Annotated in this window: 21 protein-coding genes and 3 tRNA genes; 13 read left to right on the top strand and 11 right to left on the bottom strand. The window is 71.1% G+C overall.

The features are described from left to right. Positions 1–162: 162 nt before the first annotated feature. Entirely contained in the window at positions 163–2,493 is a 2,331-nt protein-coding gene (cas3, locus tag GGQ54_RS03530) for a CRISPR-associated helicase Cas3' (protein WP_179444125.1), read from the bottom strand. Positions 2,494–2,600: 107 nt separating this feature from the next. Between cas3 and GGQ54_RS03525 the strand changes: the two genes are divergently transcribed. Beyond that, positions 2,601–2,673: transfer RNA gene (locus GGQ54_RS03525), tRNA-Lys, on the top strand. A 68-nt stretch (positions 2,674–2,741) separates the two neighbouring features. On the opposite strand, the gene GGQ54_RS03520 is transcribed toward GGQ54_RS03525, so the two are convergent. Next, positions 2,742–3,023, bottom strand: a complete 282-nt coding sequence (locus GGQ54_RS03520; protein ID WP_179444124.1) for a helix-turn-helix domain-containing protein — start codon at positions 3,021–3,023, stop codon at positions 2,742–2,744. Positions 3,024–3,191: 168 nt separating this feature from the next. Then, a complete protein-coding gene (locus GGQ54_RS03515) occupies positions 3,192–4,091 on the bottom strand; it encodes an aldo/keto reductase (protein WP_179444123.1) in 900 nt (299 codons plus the stop codon). 45 nt (positions 4,092–4,136) lie between these two features. Here GGQ54_RS03515 and GGQ54_RS03510 point away from each other — a divergent pair, with 45 nt between their 5' ends. Beyond that, entirely contained in the window at positions 4,137–4,898 is a 762-nt protein-coding gene (locus GGQ54_RS03510; protein WP_179444122.1) for a hypothetical protein, read from the top strand. Positions 4,899–5,067: 169 nt separating this feature from the next. Here the strand turns inward: GGQ54_RS03510 and GGQ54_RS03505 are convergent, their stop codons facing one another. Then, the gene (locus tag GGQ54_RS03505; protein ID WP_179444121.1) at positions 5,068–5,670 is read right to left on the bottom strand and encodes a flavin reductase family protein; all 603 of its coding nucleotides are present in this window, start codon (positions 5,668–5,670) and stop codon (positions 5,068–5,070) included. A 144-nt stretch (positions 5,671–5,814) separates the two neighbouring features. Between GGQ54_RS03505 and GGQ54_RS03500 the strand changes: the two genes are divergently transcribed. The 3 genes from GGQ54_RS03500 to GGQ54_RS03490 are packed head-to-tail and all read left to right on the top strand — an operon-like array spanning position 5,815 to position 8,362. After that, complete coding sequence (locus tag GGQ54_RS03500) at positions 5,815–6,705, top strand: ABC transporter substrate-binding protein (protein ID WP_179444120.1); 891 nt, start codon at positions 5,815–5,817, stop codon at positions 6,703–6,705. Next, positions 6,702–7,586: an amino acid ABC transporter permease gene (locus GGQ54_RS03495; RefSeq protein ID WP_179444119.1), complete on the top strand. Its 885-nt coding sequence runs from the start codon at positions 6,702–6,704 to the stop codon at positions 7,584–7,586. Before GGQ54_RS03500 ends, GGQ54_RS03495 begins: the two co-directional genes overlap by 4 nt. Further along, positions 7,583–8,362, top strand: a complete 780-nt coding sequence (locus GGQ54_RS03490) for an amino acid ABC transporter ATP-binding protein (RefSeq protein WP_179444118.1) — start codon at positions 7,583–7,585, stop codon at positions 8,360–8,362. The genes GGQ54_RS03495 and GGQ54_RS03490 overlap by 4 nt, the downstream gene beginning before the upstream one ends. Positions 8,363–8,405: 43 nt before the next feature. Here GGQ54_RS03490 and GGQ54_RS03485 read toward each other — a convergent pair whose 3' ends face one another. From GGQ54_RS03485 to GGQ54_RS03465, 5 genes are all read right to left on the bottom strand, one after another. Next, a complete protein-coding gene (locus tag GGQ54_RS03485; RefSeq protein WP_179444117.1) occupies positions 8,406–9,038 on the bottom strand; it encodes a LysE family translocator in 633 nt (210 codons plus the stop codon). 73 nt (positions 9,039–9,111) lie between these two features. Further along, positions 9,112–9,903: a helix-turn-helix domain-containing protein gene (locus tag GGQ54_RS03480; protein ID WP_179444116.1), complete on the bottom strand. Its 792-nt coding sequence runs from the start codon at positions 9,901–9,903 to the stop codon at positions 9,112–9,114. 199 nt (positions 9,904–10,102) lie between these two features. Next, positions 10,103–10,178 (bottom strand) — tRNA-His (locus GGQ54_RS03475). A gap of 82 nt (positions 10,179–10,260) precedes the next feature. After that, on the bottom strand, positions 10,261–10,878 hold the full coding sequence (orn, locus tag GGQ54_RS03470; protein ID WP_343045841.1) for an oligoribonuclease: 618 nt from the start codon (positions 10,876–10,878) through the stop codon (positions 10,261–10,263). An 11-nt stretch (positions 10,879–10,889) separates the two neighbouring features. Then, complete coding sequence (locus GGQ54_RS03465) at positions 10,890–12,116, bottom strand: MFS transporter (RefSeq protein WP_179444115.1); 1,227 nt, start codon at positions 12,114–12,116, stop codon at positions 10,890–10,892. Between the two features lie 51 nt (positions 12,117–12,167). Between GGQ54_RS03465 and GGQ54_RS03460 the strand changes: the two genes are divergently transcribed. Continuing rightward, a complete protein-coding gene (locus GGQ54_RS03460; RefSeq protein WP_179444114.1) occupies positions 12,168–14,663 on the top strand; it encodes a beta-glucosidase family protein in 2,496 nt (831 codons plus the stop codon). Here GGQ54_RS03460 and GGQ54_RS03455 read toward each other — a convergent pair. Further along, positions 14,653–15,024, bottom strand: coding sequence for a MerR family transcriptional regulator (locus GGQ54_RS03455; protein WP_179444113.1), 372 nt, complete (start codon positions 15,022–15,024; stop codon positions 14,653–14,655). The two genes, GGQ54_RS03460 and GGQ54_RS03455, sit on opposite strands and share 11 nt — an antisense overlap. Before the next feature lie 60 nt (positions 15,025–15,084). On the opposite strand from GGQ54_RS03455, the gene GGQ54_RS03450 reads away from it, so the two are divergent. From GGQ54_RS03450 to GGQ54_RS03430, 5 genes are all read left to right on the top strand, one after another. Beyond that, the gene (locus tag GGQ54_RS03450; RefSeq protein ID WP_179444112.1) at positions 15,085–15,705 is read left to right on the top strand and encodes an RBBP9/YdeN family alpha/beta hydrolase; all 621 of its coding nucleotides are present in this window, start codon (positions 15,085–15,087) and stop codon (positions 15,703–15,705) included. Then, positions 15,702–16,874 (top strand): MFS transporter, encoded by a 1,173-nt coding sequence (locus GGQ54_RS03445; RefSeq protein ID WP_179444111.1) that lies wholly within the window; start codon positions 15,702–15,704, stop codon positions 16,872–16,874. The genes GGQ54_RS03450 and GGQ54_RS03445 overlap by 4 nt, the downstream gene beginning before the upstream one ends. Before the next feature lie 43 nt (positions 16,875–16,917). Further along, the gene (locus GGQ54_RS03440; RefSeq protein ID WP_179444110.1) at positions 16,918–17,394 is read left to right on the top strand and encodes a VOC family protein; all 477 of its coding nucleotides are present in this window, start codon (positions 16,918–16,920) and stop codon (positions 17,392–17,394) included. 139 nt (positions 17,395–17,533) lie between these two features. Beyond that, complete coding sequence (locus GGQ54_RS03435) at positions 17,534–18,946, top strand: APC family permease (RefSeq protein ID WP_179444109.1); 1,413 nt, start codon at positions 17,534–17,536, stop codon at positions 18,944–18,946. 181 nt (positions 18,947–19,127) lie between these two features. Continuing rightward, positions 19,128–19,838 carry a glycerophosphodiester phosphodiesterase gene (locus GGQ54_RS03430; RefSeq protein ID WP_179444108.1) on the top strand — a complete coding sequence of 237 codons (711 nt, stop codon included), beginning with the start codon at positions 19,128–19,130 and terminating at the stop codon, positions 19,836–19,838. A gap of 4 nt (positions 19,839–19,842) precedes the next feature. On the opposite strand, the gene GGQ54_RS03425 is transcribed toward GGQ54_RS03430, so the two are convergent. Then, positions 19,843–19,916: transfer RNA gene (locus GGQ54_RS03425), tRNA-Arg, on the bottom strand. Positions 19,917–19,983: 67 nt separating this feature from the next. Here GGQ54_RS03425 and GGQ54_RS03420 point away from each other — a divergent pair. Beyond that, positions 19,984–20,478 carry a YbaK/EbsC family protein gene (locus GGQ54_RS03420; RefSeq protein ID WP_179444107.1) on the top strand — a complete coding sequence of 165 codons (495 nt, stop codon included), beginning with the start codon at positions 19,984–19,986 and terminating at the stop codon, positions 20,476–20,478. Positions 20,479–20,509: 31 nt separating this feature from the next. Then, positions 20,510–21,865 carry a PrsW family intramembrane metalloprotease gene (locus GGQ54_RS03415; RefSeq protein ID WP_179444106.1) on the top strand — a complete coding sequence of 452 codons (1,356 nt, stop codon included), beginning with the start codon at positions 20,510–20,512 and terminating at the stop codon, positions 21,863–21,865. The last annotated feature ends 49 nt before the right edge of the window (positions 21,866–21,914 follow it).

The following is a 21,914-nucleotide window of genomic DNA, read 5'->3' as shown; positions in this document are numbered from 1 at the left end:
GTCTGGATTGACGATGGCAGCCGCAGATGGCGTTGTCAAGGGCGGTAATGATCAGCGAGGGGCTCCGCAGGTGTGTGCCGGCGGAGCCCCTGAAGTTCGTCACTTCAAGGCAGCATGTTGAGAATCCCGCCCGATCGGGCGCAGCGGCCCAGCGTACGCGGCTCACCAGATGCTCGCTTCGCTCGCGGCGTCGAAGGTGACCCCGCGGGCGGGGTGGTAGTCGCCCACCCACTGCTGGACGCCGCTCCGTCGTTCGACGATTTGTCCGATGGTGTGGTGCGGGCGTACCTGCACCGTGAACCGGTTGACCAACCGCCGGTTGGTAGGCGATCGGAGCAACTCGGGGTGCTCGTCGGCCGCGTCGAGGAGGCGCAGCAACTCAGCGGTGTCGCCGTAGGCATCGACAACCACGCCGATCGTGTCGCTGTCGATCATGGAGAACTCGTGCGCGGTCTGTGGGAAGTCGTGCTTCCCGCGCGATTCCTGGATCCGCTGCGACCGGGCACTGTCGCCGCCAGGGAGGAGTGAGTGGTAGAGGTCGAGGTAGTACTCGGTCAGGAACTCGGGGTTGCTCAGATCGAATTCCTCGCCGAACCCTCCGAGCTCCGGGAAATCCTCCATCAGGTAGCGAGTCTTGGTGGTCGCGGTCGCATAACTGCCGGGCGGCAGGCCGCCGTCGATGGGCGAGACGACATGCACCGTGCCACCGCGTGCGCCGAGGCGACCCTCGCGATTGCAGCGCCCTGCGCTCTGGATCAACGACTCCGCGGGTGCGAATGCACGGAAGACGACCGGAAAGTCGAGGTCGACGCCGGCTTCGATGATCTGGGTGGAGACCAGGATCAAATGCTCTCCAGCACTGATTGCGCGCCCCACCTCGGCAAGGACGTCCAGCCGATGCTGTCCGCACATGCGCGTCGACAGGTGGAGGGTGGGGGTGTCGGTGCTGTCTTCGATCATCGCGTGCAGGGATTGCGCGTCGCGTGTGGTGTTGACGATGGCCAAGGCCCGATCATGACTCGCGATGTCTGCCGCGACCGAGTCCCACGACTGTGGCGAGTTGATCAAGAACCGGGCCCGCTGGGTCGGCTCGGGGACGTCGGCAGGGTCGGCGATGTCCGTGACCTCGAGGTCCTTCCACATGTCTAGGGCCCAGAAGGCGGGCTGTGTTGCGGAGGCGAGCAGGACCGTGACGCCATACCCTTCGACAAGTTCCCGCAGGATCCCCAGCACGGTCGGTACCAGCTCAAGTGGGATCGACTGGACCTCGTCCAGCACGATCACCGAGTCGGCGATTCGATGCAGGCGCCTGGTCCGCGATGGCCGGTTGTCGAGCAGTGAGTCGAATAGTTGGACTGTCGTAGTCACGATGAACTCGGCGTCCCAGTTCTCCGCACTGAGCTTGCGCCATGCCACCTCGCGGACTGCATCCTCGTCGTTGTCGTCGCTGCCGCTGGCCGCGGATGGGCCCCCAGCCTCGACGATGTTCGAGTGGTGTTCGAGCACGACGTCACGGCCGAGCTCGTCGAAACGATCCCGGTAGGCCGCTGCATTCTGGGTGGTGATGGATGTGTAGGGAACCGCGACGATCACGCGGCGCTTGCTGGTGCTGACGGCGTGTTCCAGCGCGAACGCCGCCGCTGCCATTGTCTTCCCACTTCCTGTCTGCGCTGGGAGGCGGTAGACCCCATGGGGCAGCGGGGAGGCCGCGCCGATGGTGCGGCACTTCTCGTACAGCTCGGCGCGTACCGCGTTGATCCGCGTGTCCGACGCATCACCGAATCGAGCTGCATAGGACGCCACGAATGCGTCTCGCAGTCGGATCATCCCGCGGCGCGCGTGCTCGCGTGGCGCCTGAGCCCCGGCAAAGTGTCGAGCCGTGTCCAGATAGTCGGCATCGCACAACGCCGAGTGGCACATGCGTGCAAACAGCTCGACATCCGTGGCGCGCCCGGTGCTCACCCGAGCTGGCAGTCGCACGTTGGCGGCGACGTCGCGCAACGACAACCCCAACTCGCCGTCGAGCAAGCCGATCAACTCGTTGAGCCTCCCCGGATCCTTCCGCATCGCGTCGAACACCACCGAGAGGGGCCATCCGCTGCTCGGATCCCACGCAGGGATCTGGTTGTGGTGCCCGTAGGCGGCCAGGCACGCAACCCGTCCCGCAAGCGGGTTGCCCGCTTCGACCAGCAGGTATGCCAGGGCTGCGCCCTCGAGCTTGTGCGGCGTGCCGAGCCGTGCGGCACCCGTGCGGAGGCACTGCCGAAACGCCGCCTGCACGTCAGCGGTGGCCTTGCCTGCGTCATGGATCAAACCCACGAATCTGCAGATGGACTCGCCGTCGAAGGCGGAGCCGAACTTGCCGGCGAGGTCTCCGACGGTGATCAGATGCTCGCGTAAGGTGTGCCAACCTTGCGCAGGGTCGTCGACGCGCGGCGTGTGCGCAACAAGTGGACACTGGGCAACTGCCCGAACAGGCACGTCGTCTATCACGTTCTCTCCCCGGCGCGGTGACGTGAGTCTGGCAGGAGGCGAATCGCCCGACAAGACCTCGCTCGATTTCTCAACTCCGCGCCCGCGCTGCTAGAGTTCTGCACCGCGCGCCGCTAGCTCAATTGGCAGAGCAGCTGACTCTTAATCAGCGGGTTGGGGGTTCGATTCCCTCGCGGCGCACCGATCGCAGATCGCAGCAGACCGGCCGGCACCCCATCGGGCGCCGGCCGTTCGCGTTGGGGCCGCCGCTACTCGAACCAGCTCAGATCGACGCGGCTGACGCTGGGCAACAGGTCGCCGACCTCGACCCCGAGCGCTTGGGCCAGCCCGACCAGCACTCGCAGCGACGGGTTGGCCGGCTGGCCCGGCTTCCACGCGCCGCGTTCGAGCTGCTGATAGTGGGTACGCGTCATGCCGGCCCGGCTGGCCAGCTTCTCCTGGCTCAGCCCCGCGACGGAGCGGCGGCGTTGCAGCTCGAGCCCCAGTTCGCGGGCATAGGACTCCCAGTCGGTTGGTGCGGGGGATTGCACGCGGACAACGCTCTCAGCCGGCGTCCTTGACAGACGCCAGAAATATTTGGCCTAATTGATCAGGCAGTGGTTCGGGCCCGGGAATGATCAGGGCCGGGTGCGGTGCGGGGGTTCGCGCCCGGAGCGCCCGGATCGCGGGCGCGACTCCGGGCCCGTTCCACTGCTCGCTCAGTCGGCGTAGGGCGTCTGCGGGCCCCAACTGTCATTGAGCAACGTCAGCTCGTCGGCGCTCAGATCGAGGTCGGCGGCGCGTACCGAATCGGTGATCGACTCCGGGCGGCTCGCGCCCGGGATCGGGATCACCACCGGGGCCTGCGCCAGCTCCCACGCCAGCGTCACCTGCTGCGGGCTGACCCCGCGCGCCTGCGCGACCTCCGCGATGGCGGGGTAGTTCTCGCCCAGCGTCTTCGAATCCGCCCCGGTCCCGCCCAGCGGGCTCCACGGCAGGAAGGCGATCCCGCGCTCGGCGCAGTACTCCAGCTCGTCCGCCGAGGACCGGTACCGCGGCGAGAACTGGTTCTGCACGCTCGCCAGGTTGCCCTCACCCAACACGTCCACGGCGACCGCGATCTCCTCGACATTGGCGTTCGAGATGCCGATGGCGGTGATCAAGCCCTCGTCGCGGAACTTCGCCAGCGCCTCGACGCCCTCGGCGTAGCGGATGTTCCGGTCCGGCCGATGCCACTGGTAGAGATCGATCTTGTCCCGGCCGAGGATCCGCAACGACTTCTCCAGCGCCGCCCGCAGGTACGCCTCGGAGCCGTCGCGGCCCCAACTCTCGCCCTCGCCGCGGGTGATGCCGCCCTTGGTGCCGACGACGATCGAGCCGGCATCGCCCGACCAGGAGCCGAGCGCATTCGCCACGATCGCCTCGTTGTGGCCCATCGTGTCCCAGCTCGGGGCGTAGATGTCGGCCGTGTCGACGAACGTGATGCCGGCGTCCAGCGCGGCGTGCACCGTGGTGATCGCCTGCTCCTCGCTCGGCTGGGTGTTGCGGCCCATCGACATCGGCATGGCGCCGAGCCCGATGGCCGAGACGGTGAACGGTCCGAGGGTGCGCGTCTTCATCTGCCCAAACTAACCCGGCCGTCCCGGGCTGGCTATGCTGCCCCGGTGATCATCCGTGCGGGCGGAGCCGCGGCGGTACTGATCATGCTCGCGGCGCTCGTCGGCTGCGGCGGAGGTGTCGCGGCGCCGGCGAGCCCGAGCGACGAACGAGCGGCCCGGATCGCCGACGAGCAGATCGACTGGATCGCCAAGGACCTCGGCTATCGGGAGAACCCTCGCGACGCCGAACAGGTCGCCGCCGAGTTCGCCCCGAGCCGCTCCGACAGCAACGGCCCGACCATCGCCGTCGAGACCCTCGGCTGGGCCGGGGAGGTACGCCAGATCGGCCAGCCGGCGACCATCGACGTCCGGATCACGGTCGATCTGCCCGAGACGAACAACGCCGGATTCGGCGGCACCGAACCGCCCGGACATGCGGTGCGCTGCTATCAGCTCGTGGTCGAGTTCAATCGCTACACCGAATACCGCCCGCTCGACTGCGCGCCTGACGCCGCCGCCGTGACACCCGCGCCGAAGCCGATCGAGCGACTGCCCGACGACGCGGCCGACCGGCTCGGCGCGGCGCTGGCCGATGCCGACCCGGACACCCTCGAGGCCCGGATACGCGCGGCCTTCGACGAGGGATATGTCACGACGACCACCGAGGTACGCGGCAAGGAGCTGATCGCCACCGCCGGGGTCGCCGGCGAGCGCGACTGCGTCCTGGTGGTACGCCGCGCCGACGGCGAGATCGTCCGGCCCGGCTTCGACCGGATCCAGCTCGAACCGGGCGAGACCGGATGCCGGACCGCGCTCTACCGCGACTGAGCCCGCCGGGGCGATCCCGCGCCACCGGCCGGCATCACCTTCCACGCTAGTTGCCGCATTCCGCACCTTGCTGACGCTCGCGAACGCTCGCCGCGGCGCCCACCGCGTCGTGGCGCCGTGTGGCGGCGGACCGATGTCGCCGAGAGTCAGCATGGTGCGCGGCAGCGCGTCAATGTTGCGTCTCGGCGCGGCCGGCGATCCCGCGGCGCCGACCGAGCGCGAAATAGTGGCGGAAGCTGTAGATCAGCGGGCGCCAGGCCAGCGGATCGACATGCGAGGTGCCCGCGACGGTGAGCGGAGCGTCGACGTGCACGGCGCTGCACCGGGCGTGGGCGACGGCCAGCCCGCCGGTTTCCTCGTGCAGCGCGGTGACGCGGGCCTCGAGGTGCACCGCCAACTCGGCGACTCGCGCCGGCGCGACCGTGGTGGCGGCCAGCGGCGACCATCCGGCGGCCGCGAACTTGTCGGCCGCGTGCCGGGTGTCGGCCGGCTTGTCCGCCGGCACCGGGTGCGCGCCGGTCAGCCGACCCAGTCGCTCGATCGGCTCCCACTGGTGCTCCTCGGGCAGGTTCAGCACGAGCTGGGGGCGCTGGCGCAGGTTCGCGGCGGTGTGGCCGGTCGCGCCGAGGCCGATCACCAGCAGATTCCCCAGCGCCCAGAACGACGAGATCGGCGCAAGGTTGGTCGACCCGTCGGCATTCGACGACGAGACCACCGCGACCGGCGTACCGAAGTAGAGAACCGAAGGCGTGATCGTGCGGTGTGCGCGCATCCGGCCATCCTGCGGCCCGTTCACTTCGGGGTACGCCGAAGCGCCATCTGCGATGCGGGCACCAGCGCTCACGCATCCGCACGCGCCCTATCATTCCGGGGTCATCGAGGCGGGGTCCGACCCGTCGTGCTCTCGGAGGGTCGCATGAAACGCCACATCGCTCGCACGTCCAGTCCTGCCGGGTTTGCCCTGCTCGCCGGGGCGATCCTGCTCGCCGGTTGCGCGGCCCCCGTCGACGAGTCGGGACCGGCCGCCGGCGCACCGGAGCCCACCACCTGTACCAAGGAGGCGCTGGCCTCGGCCGGGGCGCTGAAGGCCGACGGGGTGTTGACGATCGGAACCGACAAGCCGGCGTATGCGCCCTGGTTCGTCGACGACGACCCGAGCAACGGCAAGGGCTACGAGTCGGCGGTCGGGTACGCGATCGCGAACCAGCTCGGCTTCGGCAACGACGAGGTCAGGTGGGAGGTGGTCCCGTTCAACTCGGTGATCGCGCCGGGGCCGAAGGCGTTCGACTTCGATCTCAACCAGGTGTCGATCAGCGACGAGCGGAAGCAGGCGGTCGACTTCTCGTCCGGCTACTACGACGTCCAGCAGGCCGTGATCACCTACCAGGGCAGCCCGATCGACGGCAAGACCAAGATCAGCGATCTCGCCGGCGCCAAGCTCGGCGCGCAGGTGGGCACCACCTCCTACACCGCGGCGACCGAGCAGATCAGACCGACGCAGCAGGTCGCGGTCTACGACACCAACGATCTGGCCGTGCAGGCGCTGAAGAACAAGCAGGTCGACGGCATCGTGGTGGACGTGCCCACCGCGTTCTACATGACCGCCGCCCAGCTCGACGACGGCGTGATCGTCGGACAGTTGCCCGCTGCCGGCGGCGAGGGCGAGCAGTTCGGGGCCGTGCTGGACAAGGGATCCACGCTGACCGGCTGCGTCACGCAGGCGGTCGACGCGCTGCGCGCGGACGGCACGCTGGACAAGCTGGAGCAGCAGTGGCTCGCCACCCAGGGCGCGCCCGAGCTGACATGATCACCGACCGCGCCGGGGATCAGTTGGCGGCGGCGGACGAGTGGACGCCATCGCAGCGGCAATTGCAGCGGGAGGCGTACCGCCGGCGCCGCGCGCGACGCTCGACCGTGATCGCCCTGGCGTCGACCGCGGTCGTGGTCGGGCTGCTGGTGGCCGGCGTGGTCGGCTCGCCGGGCTGGCCGCGGGTGCAGCAGACCTTCTTCGACCCGGTCAAGGCGGTCGAGGCATTCCCGGACGTGCTCGCCGGGTTGTGGCTGAACATCCGGGTGATGCTGGTGTGCGCGGTCCTGATCGGCGTGATCGGCCTCCTGCTGGCGATCCTGCGTACCCTGCGCGGCCCGGTCGCGTTCCCGTTCCGCCTGCTGGCGACGATCTACGTCGACCTGTTCCGGGGACTGCCGCTGCTGTTGGTGATCTTCCTGCTGGGCTTCGGCGCACCGGCCCTGCGCCTGCAGGGACTGCCGACCAGCGTGCTGTTCTGGGGCGGCGCGGCGCTGGTGCTGACCTACTCGTCGTATGTGGCCGAGGTGTTCCGCGCCGGCATCGAGTCCATCCATCCCTCGCAGCTCGCGGCGGCGCGCTCGCTCGGGCTCAGTCACGTCCAGACGCTGCGGTTCGTCGTGTTGCCCCAGGCGGTACGCCGGGTGCTGCCGCCGCTGATGAACGACCTCGTGTCGTTGCAGAAGGACTCCGGCCTGATCGCCGTGCTCGGCGTGATCGACGCCATCCGCGCCGCCCAGATCGCCACCGCCACCGACTTCAACTTCACCCCCTATGTCGTCGCCGGCGCCTTGTTCATCTGCCTGACGGTGCCGTTGGCCCGGCTGACCGACTGGGTCGCGAAGCGGCAGGGCCTGCACACCACGGCGGGGGTTCCATGATCGGCAGAGAGGACGCGGGCGCGTCGGCGCCCGGCCCGCTGCTGTCGCTGCGCGGCGTACGCAAGTCGTTCACGACCCACGGCCATACCAACGTCGTCCTTCGCTCGATCGACCTCGACGTCGCGGCGGGGGAGTGCGTCGTTCTGATCGGGGCCAGCGGATCGGGCAAGTCGACGCTGTTGCGCTGCGTCAACCTGCTGGAGACCGTCGACGACGGGGTGATCACCCTCGACGGCGCCGAGATCACCGATCCGCGCGTGGCCGTGGACCGGGTACGCGCCAAGATCGGCATCGTCTTCCAGGCCTACAACCTGTTCCCGCACCAGTCGGTGATCGACAACATCACCCTCGCGCCGATCCGCGTGCACAAGGTCGCCCCGGCGCAGGCGCGGGCGCGGGCGATGGAGATGCTGGAGCGGGTCGGCCTGCCCGACAAGGCGCATGCGCGGCCCGACGACCTGTCCGGCGGCCAGCAGCAGCGCGTCGCGATCGCCCGTGCGCTGGTCAACAACCCGGCACTGATGCTGCTCGACGAGGTCACCTCGGCCCTGGATCCGGAGCTCGTCGGCGACGTGCTGGATCTGCTCGGCGAGCTGTGCCGCGACGGCATGACCATGATCGTGAACACCCACGAGATGACCTTCGCGCGGCAGATCGCCGACCGGGTGTGCTTCCTGCACGGCGGCGAGATCCACGAACAGGGCACCCCGGAGGACGTGCTCGGCGCGCCGCAGCAGGAGCGTACCCAGCAGTTCCTGGCCCGGCTGCGCGACTGACGGGCAGGCTTCGTGCCGGTGATCAGCCGGTCGATGGCGCCGCTCAGCTCCCCGCGCCCGGCCCCAGCACCCGCACCGCGAGCGTGATGATCATGGTGGCGCCGAACAACACCAGGAAGCCGCCGGCGAGGCGGGTGAGCCAGGGCAGTACCCGGTCCATCCCGGCCAGCGCCCGCCGGGAGCCGAGGAGGACGGCCACGAAGATGTCCCAGGCCAGGAGGATGCCAACCATCCAGGCGCCGTAGCCGACCAGCGTCAGCGGTGCGGCGGCGCCGACCACCGCCGCAAGGCTCAGGTAGAACAGCGCGTTCTTCGGGTTCAGCAGCCCGGAGGCGATCCCGAGGCCGAAGTTCCGCAGCCAGGTGGTGCGCTCGGCGCCCCGCACCTGATCGGGATCGATCCGTGCCCCGGACCTGAGGAACGCGACGCCGACGAAGATCAGGAATCCCGCGCCGGCCAGTTGGATGGCGTCCAGCACGACCGGATGGGAGATCAGCGAAACTCCGGAGAACGCGGCCGCGATGATCATCGCGTTCGCGGCGGCGATGCCGAGGCAGGCGCCGGTCGCGTTGCGCCAGCCGCCGGTCATCGCCGTGCGCGCGATCAGGAAGAAGTCGACGCCGGGGATCAGCAGGGCCAGGAAGTGCGCGATGGCGACGCCGACGAACTGCTCCATGTCTCCCCTCGAGGACGATCAACCCCGAGAGCATCGGCGATCGGTCGGCGAGGGGTCTTGTACGTTCTTGCGGTCAGCCCCGGTACGCCCCGGGCGAGGTGGCGACGTGCGCCCGGAACACCCGGTGGAAGTGGCTCTGGTCGACGAAACCCAGCTCGTGGGCGGTCTCGGCGATGGGCCGGCCGGCGCGGAGCATCCGGCGGGCCTGCAGGATGCGCGCGTTCTGCCGCCAGGCCAGCGGGGTGAGGCCGGTGGCGCGCCGCACCGCGCGGATGAGCTGGTACGGGGTCATGCCGATCGAGTCGGCGAGCGCGCCGAGCGCCGGGTTCGCCCGGTCGGAGCGGAGTCGGCGCAGGACCGGCGCCAGCCGCCCGAGCAGCTCGGCGTCGGGCTCGCCGGCCACGAGATGCGCAGGAGTCGCGGTGGCGAGTTCGGCGAACAGCGCGGCCGCGCGCGCCTCGGTCGCCTCCCGGTCCGCCCCGGCGAAGATCGCCTCGGCCAGTCCGCGGGCCAGCGCGGTGACTTCGGGTCGGCGTACCACCCGGATCGCGGCGAGCAGGTCGCCGGTGGCGGTGGGCGGCGCGAGCGAGGCCGCCCACTCCTGATCAACGTGGATCATCTGGTAGCGCCACGGGCCGGTGTCGGGATTGCACGCGTGCACCCGACCGGCGGGAATGGTGATCACGTCGCCGGCGGCGAGTCGGAGCGGGCCATCGGGCGAGCCGGTGACCACCGAGGAGCCGGCCTCGATCACGCCGAGGGAGAAGTCGTCGTGGGCGTGCGGCCGGTAACAGTCCCTCTCCTGGCGCGACCGGCGCGCCTCGACCTGGGGCAGCGCCGCGCTGCGACGGAACTCCGCTACCACGCTGCCTCCTGCTCCCGATCCGGTGCGTAGTACAGCACGGCGAATGAAACGCGGACCTCCACACCCGGCCAGGCGGGCGCGGCTTGGCTTTCCGTCATCCGGTCACGTTGGACACTCAGCGCCGCCGAGACACCCGCGATGCAGGTGCGCCCTTCAGAGAAAACCTTGCCCCCGACCCGTGAGTCGGGGGCAAAGTTGCTGGGGTGGATGACGGGACTTGAACCCGCGACCACCGCGACCACAACGCGGTGCTCTACCAACTGAGCTACACCCACCATGTCCGCCCGTGGGCGGGACCGGTCGATTCTAGCGAACCTGCCCGGGCTGTGCGAAATCTTCGGCCGGTACGCCCGGTCTTCAGCCGCGCGCCGCCTCGCCGACCCGGCGCGCGATGTCGCGGGCGGCGGCGGAGTCGGGGCCGGGCGCCGGGACGAACACCGCGTCGCGGTAGTAGCGCAGCTCGTTGATCGACTCGGTGATGTCGGCGAGCGCCCGATGGTTCCCGCTCTTGGCGGGCGCCTGGTAGTACGCCTTGGGGTACCAGCGCCGGGCCAGTTCCTTGATCGACGACACGTCGACGTTGCGGTAGTGCACGTGTCCCTCCAGCTCGGCCATGTCCCGGGCCAGGAAGGCTCGGTCGGTGCCGATCGTGTTGCCGGCCAGCGGTGCCTTGCGCGCCTCCGGCACCCACTCGCGCACGTACTCCAGCACCCGGCGCTCGGCCTCCGCCAGCTCCAGGCCGCCGGCCAGCCGATCCAACAATCCGGACTTCGCGTGCATCTCCCGGACGAAGTCGTTCATCTGCTCCAGTGCCTCATCGGGCGGCGTGATCACGACGGTGACACCCTCGCCGAGGACGTTCAGATCACCGTCGGTGACGAGCGCGGCCACTTCGATCAATGTGTCGGTCTGCAGGTCGAGTCCCGTCATCTCGCAGTCGATCCAGACCAGGGCATTCTGCGGCTTCGCACTCACGACGGCCCACTCTACGGGTCGCGGCGGCGTGCACCCGACGACCCTTCCGGGGATGGACCGCCGCGCAACCCGGGCGGCAGCCAGCGGGCCAGCCAACCCGCGCCGGCCAGCGACAACACGCCCATCAGCACGACCGCTGCCGGCAGCGCCGCGACTGTCACCACCGCGGCGATCAACCCGGGTCCGACCGCATTGCCGAGATCGGCGGCGAGCCGCCACAGCGCCAGGAACTTCGGTCGCCCGGCGACGGGAGCATGATCGGCGCCCAGGGTCAGCACCACCCCCGCCGAGATCCCGTTACCGAGCCCGATCACCACCGCGACGACGCCGAGGCTGACCGGATCGCGGGCGAGCACCAGCGCCAGCAGGCCGGCGCCGATCACCACCAGAGCCGGTACGCCGACCCAGAACCGTCCGAAGCGGTCCATGATCATCCCGCCCGGATAGAACAGCACCATGTCCGCGGCCGCGGCGATGCCGAAGATCACGCTCGTGGTCGCCGCGTCGATGCCGAGGGACTCCGCCCACAGCGGCACCAGAGTCAGCCGGGCGGCCCGCGCCATCATGATCAACATGATGCCGATGCCGAGCGTACCGAACAGGCCGCGATGGGCGATCAGGACGGACCGGAAGGACACCGCTGACTCCGGGCTCGCCCGCCGGCCGCGGCCGGGCAGGTTCGGCAGGCTGAGGTTCAGAGCGGCGGCGCCCAGCGCCGTCACGGACGCGAACAGGTACGCCGCGGACAGCCCCCAGGTGGCCACGACCGCGGCGCCGGCCAGCGGACCGACGAACATCCCGATCCGGTACACCCCGCCGAGCGTCGACATCGCCCGCGCCCGCTGGTGGGCGGGAATCGCGTCGGTCAGGTACGCCTGACGCGCCAGCCCGAAGACCGCCGCCGACATCCCGGCGACCAGCACCGCGGCACCCAGCACGACGACGCTCCGCGCCTGCCAGGCGACCAGGAAGGCGACCGCATCCAGCAGGGACGCCCCGACCAGCGCCCGCTTCTCGCCGAACCGGGCGGCGAGCTGGCCCGCGGGCAGGTCGCCGAGCAACTGACCCACCCCGAGCAGCGCCACGACCAGCGCGGCGGTGCCCACATCGGCGCCCAGCGCCCGCGCCGACAGCGCGACGAGGGGATAGATCGCGCCGAGCCCCGTCGTCGCGATCAGCGTCGGCGCATAGGCAGAAACCGCGAGCCGCACCAGGCTGACCGATCCGCGTTCGCGCACCCGTCGAACCTATCCGGGACAGCCGGCGGTGCGGGCCCTAGGGTGTGGCGCATGACTGAACCCGGAAGCACCGCAGACATCCCCGCGTCAGTCCCGCCGGCCGAGCTGGCGGAACGCATCGATCGCGCCGTGGCGGCGCTCGATCTGCGCCAGAAGGTCGCCCTGCTCAGCGGCGACACCACCTGGACGGTGCCCGCCGAACCCGCGGCGGGGTTCGCCGGCATCACGACCTCCGACGGCCCGGTCGGCGTCCGCGGCACCAGGTCCGACGATGCCGATCCGTCGGCGAACACCCCCTCGCCGACAGCGCTCGCCGCCACCTGGGACATCGCTCTGGTGGAGCGGATCGGCGCGCTGCTTGCCGCCGAGGCGCGGCGCAAGGACGTCGACGTGCTGCTCGCCCCGACCGTGAACCTGCACCGCACCCCCGTCGGCGGCCGGCACTTCGAGTGCTTCTCCGAGGATCCGCTGCTCACCGGCGAGATCGGTACCGCCTATGTTCGCGGCGTGCAGGGCGGCGGCGTCAGCGCATGTGTCAAGCACTTCGTCGCCAATGATCAAGAACATGATCGGTTCACGGTCGACATCGTGGTCGATGATCAGACGCTGCGCGAGCTGTACCTGCTGCCATTCGAGATGATCACCGGCGACCCGGGTCGGGGCGGGGGTGGCGCGTGGTCGGTGATGGCGGCCTACAACGCCGTGAACGGACCGACCGCCACCGAGAACCCGCTGCTCGCCGACGTGCTGAAGGGGGAGTGGGGTTGGGACGGCGCCGTGATGTCGGACTGGTTCGCCGCCCGCGACACCGTGGGCGCCGGGCGAGCCGCGCTCGACCTCGCGATGCCCGGCCCGAACACCCCGTGGAGCGGTGATCAGCTCGTCGCGGCCGTCGAGGCCGGCGAGGTGCCCGAGGCCGCGATCGATGCCAAGGTGCGGGCCATCCTGCGCCTGGGCGCCCGCGTCGGCGCCCTGGCCGACCTGCCGGCTCCGGCCCGACCGGACGACTTCGACGATGCCGACGCGCGCGAGCTGCTGCGTACCGCGTCCTCGGCGGGAATGGTGCTCGTCCGCAACGACGGCGTCCTGCCGCTGCCGCGCGGTGCCTCGGTCGCGCTGGTCGGCCCGAACGCCGAGCGGATCCGCAACCTCGGCGGCGGATCCGCGACCGTCTATCCGGAATCGGTGAGCCACCCGCCCGAGGCGCTGACCGAGGCCGGCTTCGAGGTCCGTACGGCGCCCGGCGTCACCGCCACCACCCGGCTCACCCGGGCCGAGGCCGAGTGGTGCGAGCTGCCCGACGGTTCCGGCCCGGGCGTGCTGGCCCGGATCTACGACACCGCCGGCAACGAGGTCGACACCGCCACCTCGCGCAGCGGCCGGTTCCTGTGGAGCCGGGAGAGCCCGGCGGCCATCCCGGCCGCCGAGATCGGCCGGATCCGGCTGCAGACCCGGCTCAGCGTCCCGCGCGCCGGCCGCTACCGGATCGGCACCTCCGGGGACGGTCACACCACGCTGACGGTGGACGGTACGCCCGTGCTCGACGGGGAGGCCCACCTGCCTGCCGGCGCCGACCCCGTCCTGTTGACGATGGCGCCGCCCCAGGTGGACGCCGAGACCGAGCTGCCCGACGGCCCGGCCGAGGTCGTCGTGGACTTCGTGCCGGCGCGCTCCGAGACGGCCTTCGGCGGCGACGATCGGGTGATCATCTCCTGGCTCAACTGCGCCCCGGTGCTCGCCGACGACGACACCGAGATCGCCCGTGCGGCCGAGCTGGCCGCCGACAGCGATGTCGCGGTCGTCATCGTCGGGACCACCGAGGAGGTCGAGTCCGAAGGCTTCGACCGGACCAGCCTCGACCTGCCCGGGCGGCAGGCCGAGCTGGTCGATGCGGTACTCGCCGCCAATCCCCGGACCGTCGTCGTGGTGAACTCCGGCGCCCCGGTGCTGATGCCGTGGCTGGACCGCGTGCCCGCGACCCTGCTCGGCTGGTTCGGGGGGCAGGAGATGGGGCACGCGCTGGCCGACGTGCTGTCCGGGGCGGTCGAGCCCGGCGGCCGGGCGCCGACGACCTGGGGAGCGCCGGGCACGGTGATCATTCCCGACAACATCGGCACCGACGGCAAGCTCGCCTACACCGAGGGCCTCGACATCGGCTACCGGGCGTATCTGCGCGACGGGGTCGAGCCCGCCGTCCCGTTCGGCCACGGGCTGGGCTACACCACCTGGCAGTTCGGCGAGGCGACCCTCGGCGACGGCGAGGTCAGCGTGCAGATCACCAACACCGGCGAGCGAGAGGGCAGCCAGGTGGTCCAGGCCTACCTGTCTCGGTCGGATTCACAGGTACGCCGGGCCACGGCCTGGCTGGTGGGATTCGCGCGGGTGGAGGCCGGTCCTGGGCAGACCGTGACCGCGACCATCCCGCTGACCGATCGCGCGTTCCGGCACTGGGCGGGCGACGGGTGGGCGGTGGAGCCGGGCGACTACGAGCTGCGGCTCGGCACGTCGGTCGCCGACACCCCGGTCGCCCTGACGATCACCCGCTGACCGTCGCGCCGATTGCCTCGTCGCTGAGCTCGCACAGGGCCGCGCGCGTACGGCGTACCCGCTCGTCCTCACGGTCCAGGCGTTGCTCGACCTTCGCCAGCTCGCGCCGCAGATCCGGGCAGAGCTGCACCTGCAGGCCGTCCTCGCCGGCGGCGAGGCAATCCAGATAGCGCCGGATGGTCGCCGTGCCGAGGCCCGCGGCCAGCATCACCCGGATCCGCTCGACGGTGCCGGCGTCCTGCTCGGCGTAGTCGCGGTAGCCGCCGCTGGTCCGGTGCGGGTTCAGCAGCCCCTGCTCCTCGTAGTGCCGCAGCGCGCGCGGGCTCACCCCCGTGCGGGCGGAAAGTTCGCCGATCTGCATGGTGCCCTCCAGGTGTCGTGCTTGACCTTCACGCTAGCGGTAACCCCTAGCGTCCCCCTCATGTCCGAGAACGCCAGGCCCGCGAACGTTGTGCCCGACAACACTTGGGAGCGGGTGATCATCGTGCACGGTTTCGGCGCCGGCATCGACGACCACTGGTTCGGCTGGCTGGCCGGCGCGGTGCGCGGTGCCGAACGGGTCGTGCTGCCCGCATCCGACGCGCCCCGGTTCGCCGACTGGCTGCCGGTCGTCGCCGCCGCGATCGGTACGCCGACCCGCCGCACCGCGGTCATCGCGCACAGCCTCGGCTGCCTCACCGCCGTCCGCGCCCTCCAGCGGCTGGCACCGGGGTCGGGGCCGGGCACCTTCGTCGCGGTCGCGCCGTTCGCCGAGCCGCTGCTCCCGATCGGCGACCCGGGCCTGGATGCGTTCCTGGTCGACGGCTTGCCCGCATTCCTCGACGGCCTGGATCTCGCCGCGGCGCGAGCGGCGATCGGCCGAGCGGTCGTGCTGCGCTCGGATGCCGACCCGATCGTGCCGGCCGCCGCCAGCGACGCGTTCGCCGCCGGTCTGGGCGCGCCGGTGCGGGTCGTGCCGGGGGCGGGGCACTTCCTCGCCGACGAGGGCATCGACCGGCTGCCCGCCGCGCTCGACGCGCTCGCGGGTACGCCCGCCGCGTGAGCAGGCTCGCCCGCGGTCTCGCGCTGGGCGCGCTGTCGGTGGCGCTGTTCGCCTACCTGACGGCCGAGGTCTTCACCGCGGGCGCGCTGCTGGCGATGCAGGCGGAGTTCGGGGTGCCGCCCGGCGAGATCGGCGCGCTCGTCTCGACCTATGCGATCGTCGCGGCGCTCGCCATCCCGCCCGTCGCCTGGCTGACCCGGCGGGTCGCGGCGCGGCGACTGCTGCCCGCCGCGCTGGCGGTGCTGGCCGTCAGCCAGCTCGTTGTGGCGACGGCCCCCGGGCTCGCCGTGATCCAGTGGGCGCGAGGCGCCGCGGCGCTCGGGCACGGCGCGCTGTGGGCGGGCGCGCCCGTGGTCGCGGCGGCGATCCTGCCCCGGACGCCCGGGCGGGCCACGGCGATCGTCTTCCTCGGCAGCTCGATCGGGGGAGTGGCCGGCGCGCCGATGGTGGCGCTGGTCAGTCAGCTCGCGTCGTGGCGGGCGGCCGCGGCCGGGCTGGCGGTGCTGGCCGCGTTGTGCGCGGGCGCCCTGGCGTACCTGCTGCCGAGCGGGGTGGGTACGCCGCACGCGCGGCAACGGGTCGCCAGGCGGGGGTCCGTGCGCCGGGTGGCGCTGTGGTGCGGCCTGGTCATCGCGGTGGCGACCGCGCACCTGGCGTCGTTCAGCTATGTTGCCGACACCGCACTGCGCCGCGGGCTGGCCGCCGGCTGGGTGGCGCCGCTGTTGCTGGGCCTCGGCGTGGCCGGGATCGTCGGGAACCTGCTGATCGGCCGGGTCAACGACCGGGCGCCGCTGCGCAGCACCCTGCTCGCGCTGGTGGTCCTGACGATCGGTTTCGGGCTCACCTTCGGCCCGCTGCCGCTGTTCGTGATCGGCGGGATCGCCTGGTCGGCGGCCTATGCCGGATTGACCGTCGCCTTCCAGGCGTTCGTCACCCGCGACGCGCCGGGCTGGGAGCGGCAGGCGTCGAGTTGGTACGTGCTTGCCTTCCAGATCGGCATCGCCGCCGGCGCGACGCTCGGCGGGCTGGCCGTGCCGGGCCTCGATCCCGCCATCCAGCGCTCGGCGATCTCCGCCGGGGCGGCGCTCGCGGCCCTGGTGGTCGCCGCGATCGCCCTGGCCGGTCGCGCCCGCAAGATCGGAGAAGCGCCGACGGGCCCTCCCGCCTAGCGTGGGGCGTACCGAATCCGGCAAGCCGATCCAGGAGCCCGAAATGCCCGCCATCACCCCGTGTCTGTGGTTCAACACCAAACTGGACGATGTCCTCGACTACTACTTCTCGATCTTCCCCGACAGCTCGGTGCGCGAGCAGTTGCGCTACGGCGAGGAGGCGGGCGACAACGCGGGCGAGTTGATGTATGTCGTGTTCGAGCTCGCCGGAAATCGCTTGTCCGCGATCAATGGCGGCGGCCAGGACTTCCCGTTCTCCGAGGCCGTCTCGCTCGAGATCGACTGCGCCGACCAGGCCGAGATCGACTACTACTGGGACAAGCTCACCGCCGACGGCGGCGAGGAGGGCCCGTGCGGCTGGTGCAAGGACAAGTACGGCCTGAGCTGGCAGGTCGCGCCGAGCAGCCTGAACGAGCTCTTCGGCGATCCCGATCCCGCCCGGGCCGCGCGCGCCATGAACGCGATGATGCAGATGAAGAAGCTGGTGATCGCGGATCTGGAGGCCGCCGCGAACGGCTGAACGAGGACGGGCCCCGACCCGGCCGGTCCGAGACGATAAAGTCGCGAGTCGATATTCGTCGGGGCCGGCCGCGAGGCCGCACCGGGCCAGCAGCGACGGTCCACCCCGGGCCATCAGCAACCGGGAGGATCGCCCCGCCATGACCGATGCCAGCCGGACCGAGACCGCCGAGCCGCCGACCGGGGCGCTCAAACGTTGCATCTCGGGACCGTTGCTGTACTTCTACGTGCTCGGCGATGTCCTCGGGTCCGGGATCTACGTGCTGATCGGTTCGGTCGCCGCGGCGGTCGGCGGGGCATTCTGGCTGGCGTTCGCGGCCGGGGTCGCCATCGCGACGATCACGGGGATGGCGTACGCCGAACTGGTGACGAGGTATCCGCGGGCCGCGGGGGCGGCACTCTTCGTGCACAAGGCGTTCCGGCGTCCGGTGCTGACCTTCCTGATCACGATCTGCATGCTCTCCGCGAGCTTCGCCGCCGCCGGCTCGCTGGCCACCGGCTTCGCCCGCTACTTCGGTCAGGTCTGGGCGCTCCCGCCCGGGTTGTTGGTCGCCCTGTTGTTCATCCTCGCGCTGTGCGTGATCAACTTCATCGGGATCACCGAATCGGTGGTGGCCAACATGATCATGACCTTCGTCGAGATCATCGGGCTGGCGATCATCTTGCTGATCGGCATCATCCACGTGGCCGGAGGCAATGCGCAGTTCGGCGTGCTGACCGATTTCAACGCCGAGGGCAACCCGATCTTCGCGCTGCTCGCGGGCATCGCGCTGGCCTTCTTCGCGATGACGGGCTTCGAGAACGCCGCCAATGTCGCCGAGGAGACGGTGAACCCGCGGGTCAACTTCCCGCGGGCGCTGATCGGCGGCCTGCTCACGGCCGGGGTGATCTACGTGCTCGTCGCCGTCACCGCCGCGCTGGTCGTGCCCACCGATGTTCTCGGGGACTCCCCGGCGGCGCTGCTGGAGGTCGTCCGCGCCGGCATTCTGCCGGCGCCCGTCGGGATCTTGGTGATCGCATTCGCGATCATCGCGATGGTGGCGATCACCAATACGACCCTGGTGGCCGTGGTCACCGAGGCGCGGATCCTGTTCGGGATGGGTCGCGAGGGTGTGGTGCCGCGCATCTTCGCCCGACTGCACGCCAGCCGACGCAGCCCGTGGGTCGGCCTGGTCTTCTCCGGGCTGGTCGTCGGCTCGTTGCTGGTCATCGGCCAGTTGGTGATGGCGGTGAACCCCGAACTCGACCTGGTCGATCGGCTGGCGACGGTGACCGTGGTCTTCACCCTGGTGATCTACGGCCTGGTGATCGTCGCGGCGTTCAAGCTGCGCGGCAGCGACACCCACACCGACACCTATCGCGCCCCCACGGCGCTGCTCGTGCTGGGCATCCTCGGCAACCTGGCGCTGCTCGGCTATGTGGTCGCCGACGACCCCGAGTCCCTGGTCTGGGCCGCCGGGCTGCTCGGCATCGGCGTGGTGCTCTATCTGGTGTCGCGGCTGACCTCGGGCTCGGACCCGATGAAGGCCTACGACGCCGACACCGACACCTGACCGAACGCGATCTCCACGGTTGCCGCCCGGCCGGGCAACCAGCGGCTGACCACTCCGGGACAATCAGGTGAACCTTCGGCACCCGGGCCCGACCGATGTAGCGCGGCAGGCGATCGGTCGAACACGATCGGCCACGACAGCCCGGATCCGTCTCCGGGTCGCCGACGCCGAAGAGGTGATCATGACGCGACCGCCCGTGATCGAGATCGTGGCGCATCGGGGCGACCCCGTCGGCGAGCCCGAGAACACGGTCGCGTCGATCCGCCGGGCCATCGCCGACGGCGCCCGGGTCGTCGAGGTGGATGTCCGGCTGAGCGCGGAGGGGACGCCGGTGCTGCTGCACGATGCGACCACCGAGCGGTTGTGGGGCCGTGGCGCGCCGGTCGGTCGGCAGAGCCTCGCCCAGCTTCGCGCGCTGCGGGCGGTCGGCCGCCGGGACGCGGTCGGGATTCCCACCCTCGCCGAGGCGCTGGCCGCCGCCGACGGGGCACGCCTGCTGATCGATCTGCCGGATCGGCGCACCGCACCGGCCGCGTGGGAGGTCGCGCACGCGTCCGGGGCGCCCGTCGCCTGGTGCGGGGACCTGGGCGGTTTGCGTACCGTGCGCAGGCTCGACCCGGGTGCCGAGCTGTGGCTCACCTGGCATCGGCCCGGATTCCCCGGTGCCGCGCTGCTGGCGAAGCTCAGGCCGCATCGGGTCAATCCGTTCCACCGGTTGGTCAACGACCAGTGGGTACGCCTGGCGCGGCGCGCCGGCGTGGAGGTCAGTTGCTGGACCGTCGACGACATCGGCCGCGCCCGAAGGCTCGCCGACAGCGGGGTTGCGGCGATCATCTCCAATCGCGCCGCGAGCCTGCGCAGCGCGCTGCAGCCCGCATCCGTCGCGCTCTGACGTGCGCCCCCGGCAGGACTCGAACCTGCGGCCTGGAGATTAGAAGTCACCTGCTCTATCCAGCTGAGCTACGGGGGCCCGGCGGGTGATTCTAGTGGCCGGGACCGGCCGGGCGAGCCGGCGAGGCGCGGAATACGCTGCCATCATGAGCACCACCGACCTACCTCCGCGCAGCCGCATCGTCGCCGAGGCGCTGGAGCGCGCGGGCGTACCGGGCCGGATCCGCGCCATCGCCGAGTCCGCCCGGACCGCGCCCGAGGCCGCCGCCGCGGTCGGCGTACCCGTCGGGGCGATCGCCAACTCGTTGATCTTCACCGCAACGCTCGACGACGACAGCACCGAGCCCGTGCTCTTGCTGGTCTCCGGCGCACACCGCGTGGATGTCGCGGCCACCGCCGAGCGGATCGGAGTACGCAGCCTCGGCCGCGCCACCCCCGACCAGGTTCGCGCCGCGACCGGCCAGGCCATCGGCGGCGTCGCGCCGGTCGGCCACCCGGCACCCGTGCGGACCTGGGTCGACGAGACGCTCGCCGAACACCCCGAGATCTGGGCGGCCGGCGGCACACCGCACACGCTGTTCCCGATCAGCTACGACCAACTCGTCGGGCTGGCCGGCGGGCGTACCGTTCGCGTCGACTGAGCCGTACCCGCCCGCGGGTACGCTGGCCGCCATGACCCAGCTCGCCCCGCCGGAGGTACGCCGGCGCTCCGGGCTGCCGCGGCGTACCGAAGGGATGACGCCGCAGCGCCGATTTCTGACGAGCCACCTCACCTGGGTTCACCTCGGCCTGATCGCCGTCTCCCTGGTCGGCTTCGGCCTGTTGGTCCAAGAAGTCGTCCCCGATCGTCCGGTGCCCGGCGGCACCCGGATCGGGATCGGCACGGAGGCGTGGCGGATCGCGGCGTGGTACGCCCTGCCCACGGCGCTGGTGCTGATCCTGCTCTTCGTCGCCGCGGGCCGCTGGCGCCCGCGCCCGCTCGCCGGGCTGGTCGCGCTGCTCTGGGGCGGGGGCGTCGCCACCTTCGCCTCCCTGAAGATCAACACCTGGGCGGCCAGCCAGCTCAGCATCATCGGCGACGGCGACCCACAGACGGCGATACGCGCGGCGGTCTTCGTCGCGCCGTTCGTCGAGGAGTCCACCAAGGGCTCGGTGCTGTTCATCCTGGCGATCGTCGCCCGCTACCTGTGGGTCAACCGGCTGAACGGCCTGGTGCTCGGCGCACTCGCGGGCGTCGGCTTCGCGTTCACCGAGAACCTGCTCTACTACGGCCGGATCTACCGCGCCGCCGCCCAGACCTACGGCGCGGTCACCCCCGACGAGGCGGTGCAGCAGCTCGCCTTCCTGCGTGGTGTCGCGCTCGCCTTCGGGCACCCGCTGTTCACCATGATGATCGGCATCGGCCTCGCCATCGGGCTCGCCGCCCGGTCCCGGCTGGTCCGCATCCTGGCCCCGCTGACCGGATTCGTGGTGGCCGCGCTGCTGCACATGATCTTCAACTCGGTTGCCAGCCAACAACAGGCCGAGGGCCTGCCGCAGATGCTGATCTACATCTTCGGCTACTGGGGCCTGGTGATCACGATGCTGATCTTCGCGATCCGGCAGATCCTGCGCGAGTCGCGGCTGATCCGGGCCCGGCTCACCGACTATGCCCGCACGGGACAGTTGCAGCCCGGCGATCCCGAGGTGATGTCGCGTCTGCTCCGCCGCGGCAAGGCCCTGTGGCACGGGCTGCTGGCCGGCCGGCCCATCGCCACCTGGCGGATGCAGCGGGCGATGACCGAGCTGGCCTACCTGCGCGACGCGATGACCCGCGGACTGATCGACGAGGTCGGGCGCGAGCGCGAACGCGAACTCCTGACCACCATCGCGGCGCTGCGACCGGTCGCCGTCGTCGAGCCGTACACGCGCACGCCCCGGCCGGCGCTGCCGTGGCGCCGCCACCGGCCGGGCGTACCGCCGCTAGGATCGCCCGGCACGCATGGGCAGTACGCGGCGAGCGACCCCCGGTGGGGCCCGCCGCGCTGATCGGCGAGGCGTCGGCATGGGCCCGCGCCCGCGAGATGGGCGAGGAGGC

It is taken from the genome of Naumannella cuiyingiana (assembly GCF_013408305.1).
In the GTDB taxonomy this organism is placed as follows: domain Bacteria; phylum Actinomycetota; class Actinomycetes; order Propionibacteriales; family Propionibacteriaceae; genus Naumannella; species Naumannella cuiyingiana.
Note: the sequence above shows the minus strand (reverse complement) of the source record. Positions and strands in the feature narration are given on the sequence as shown.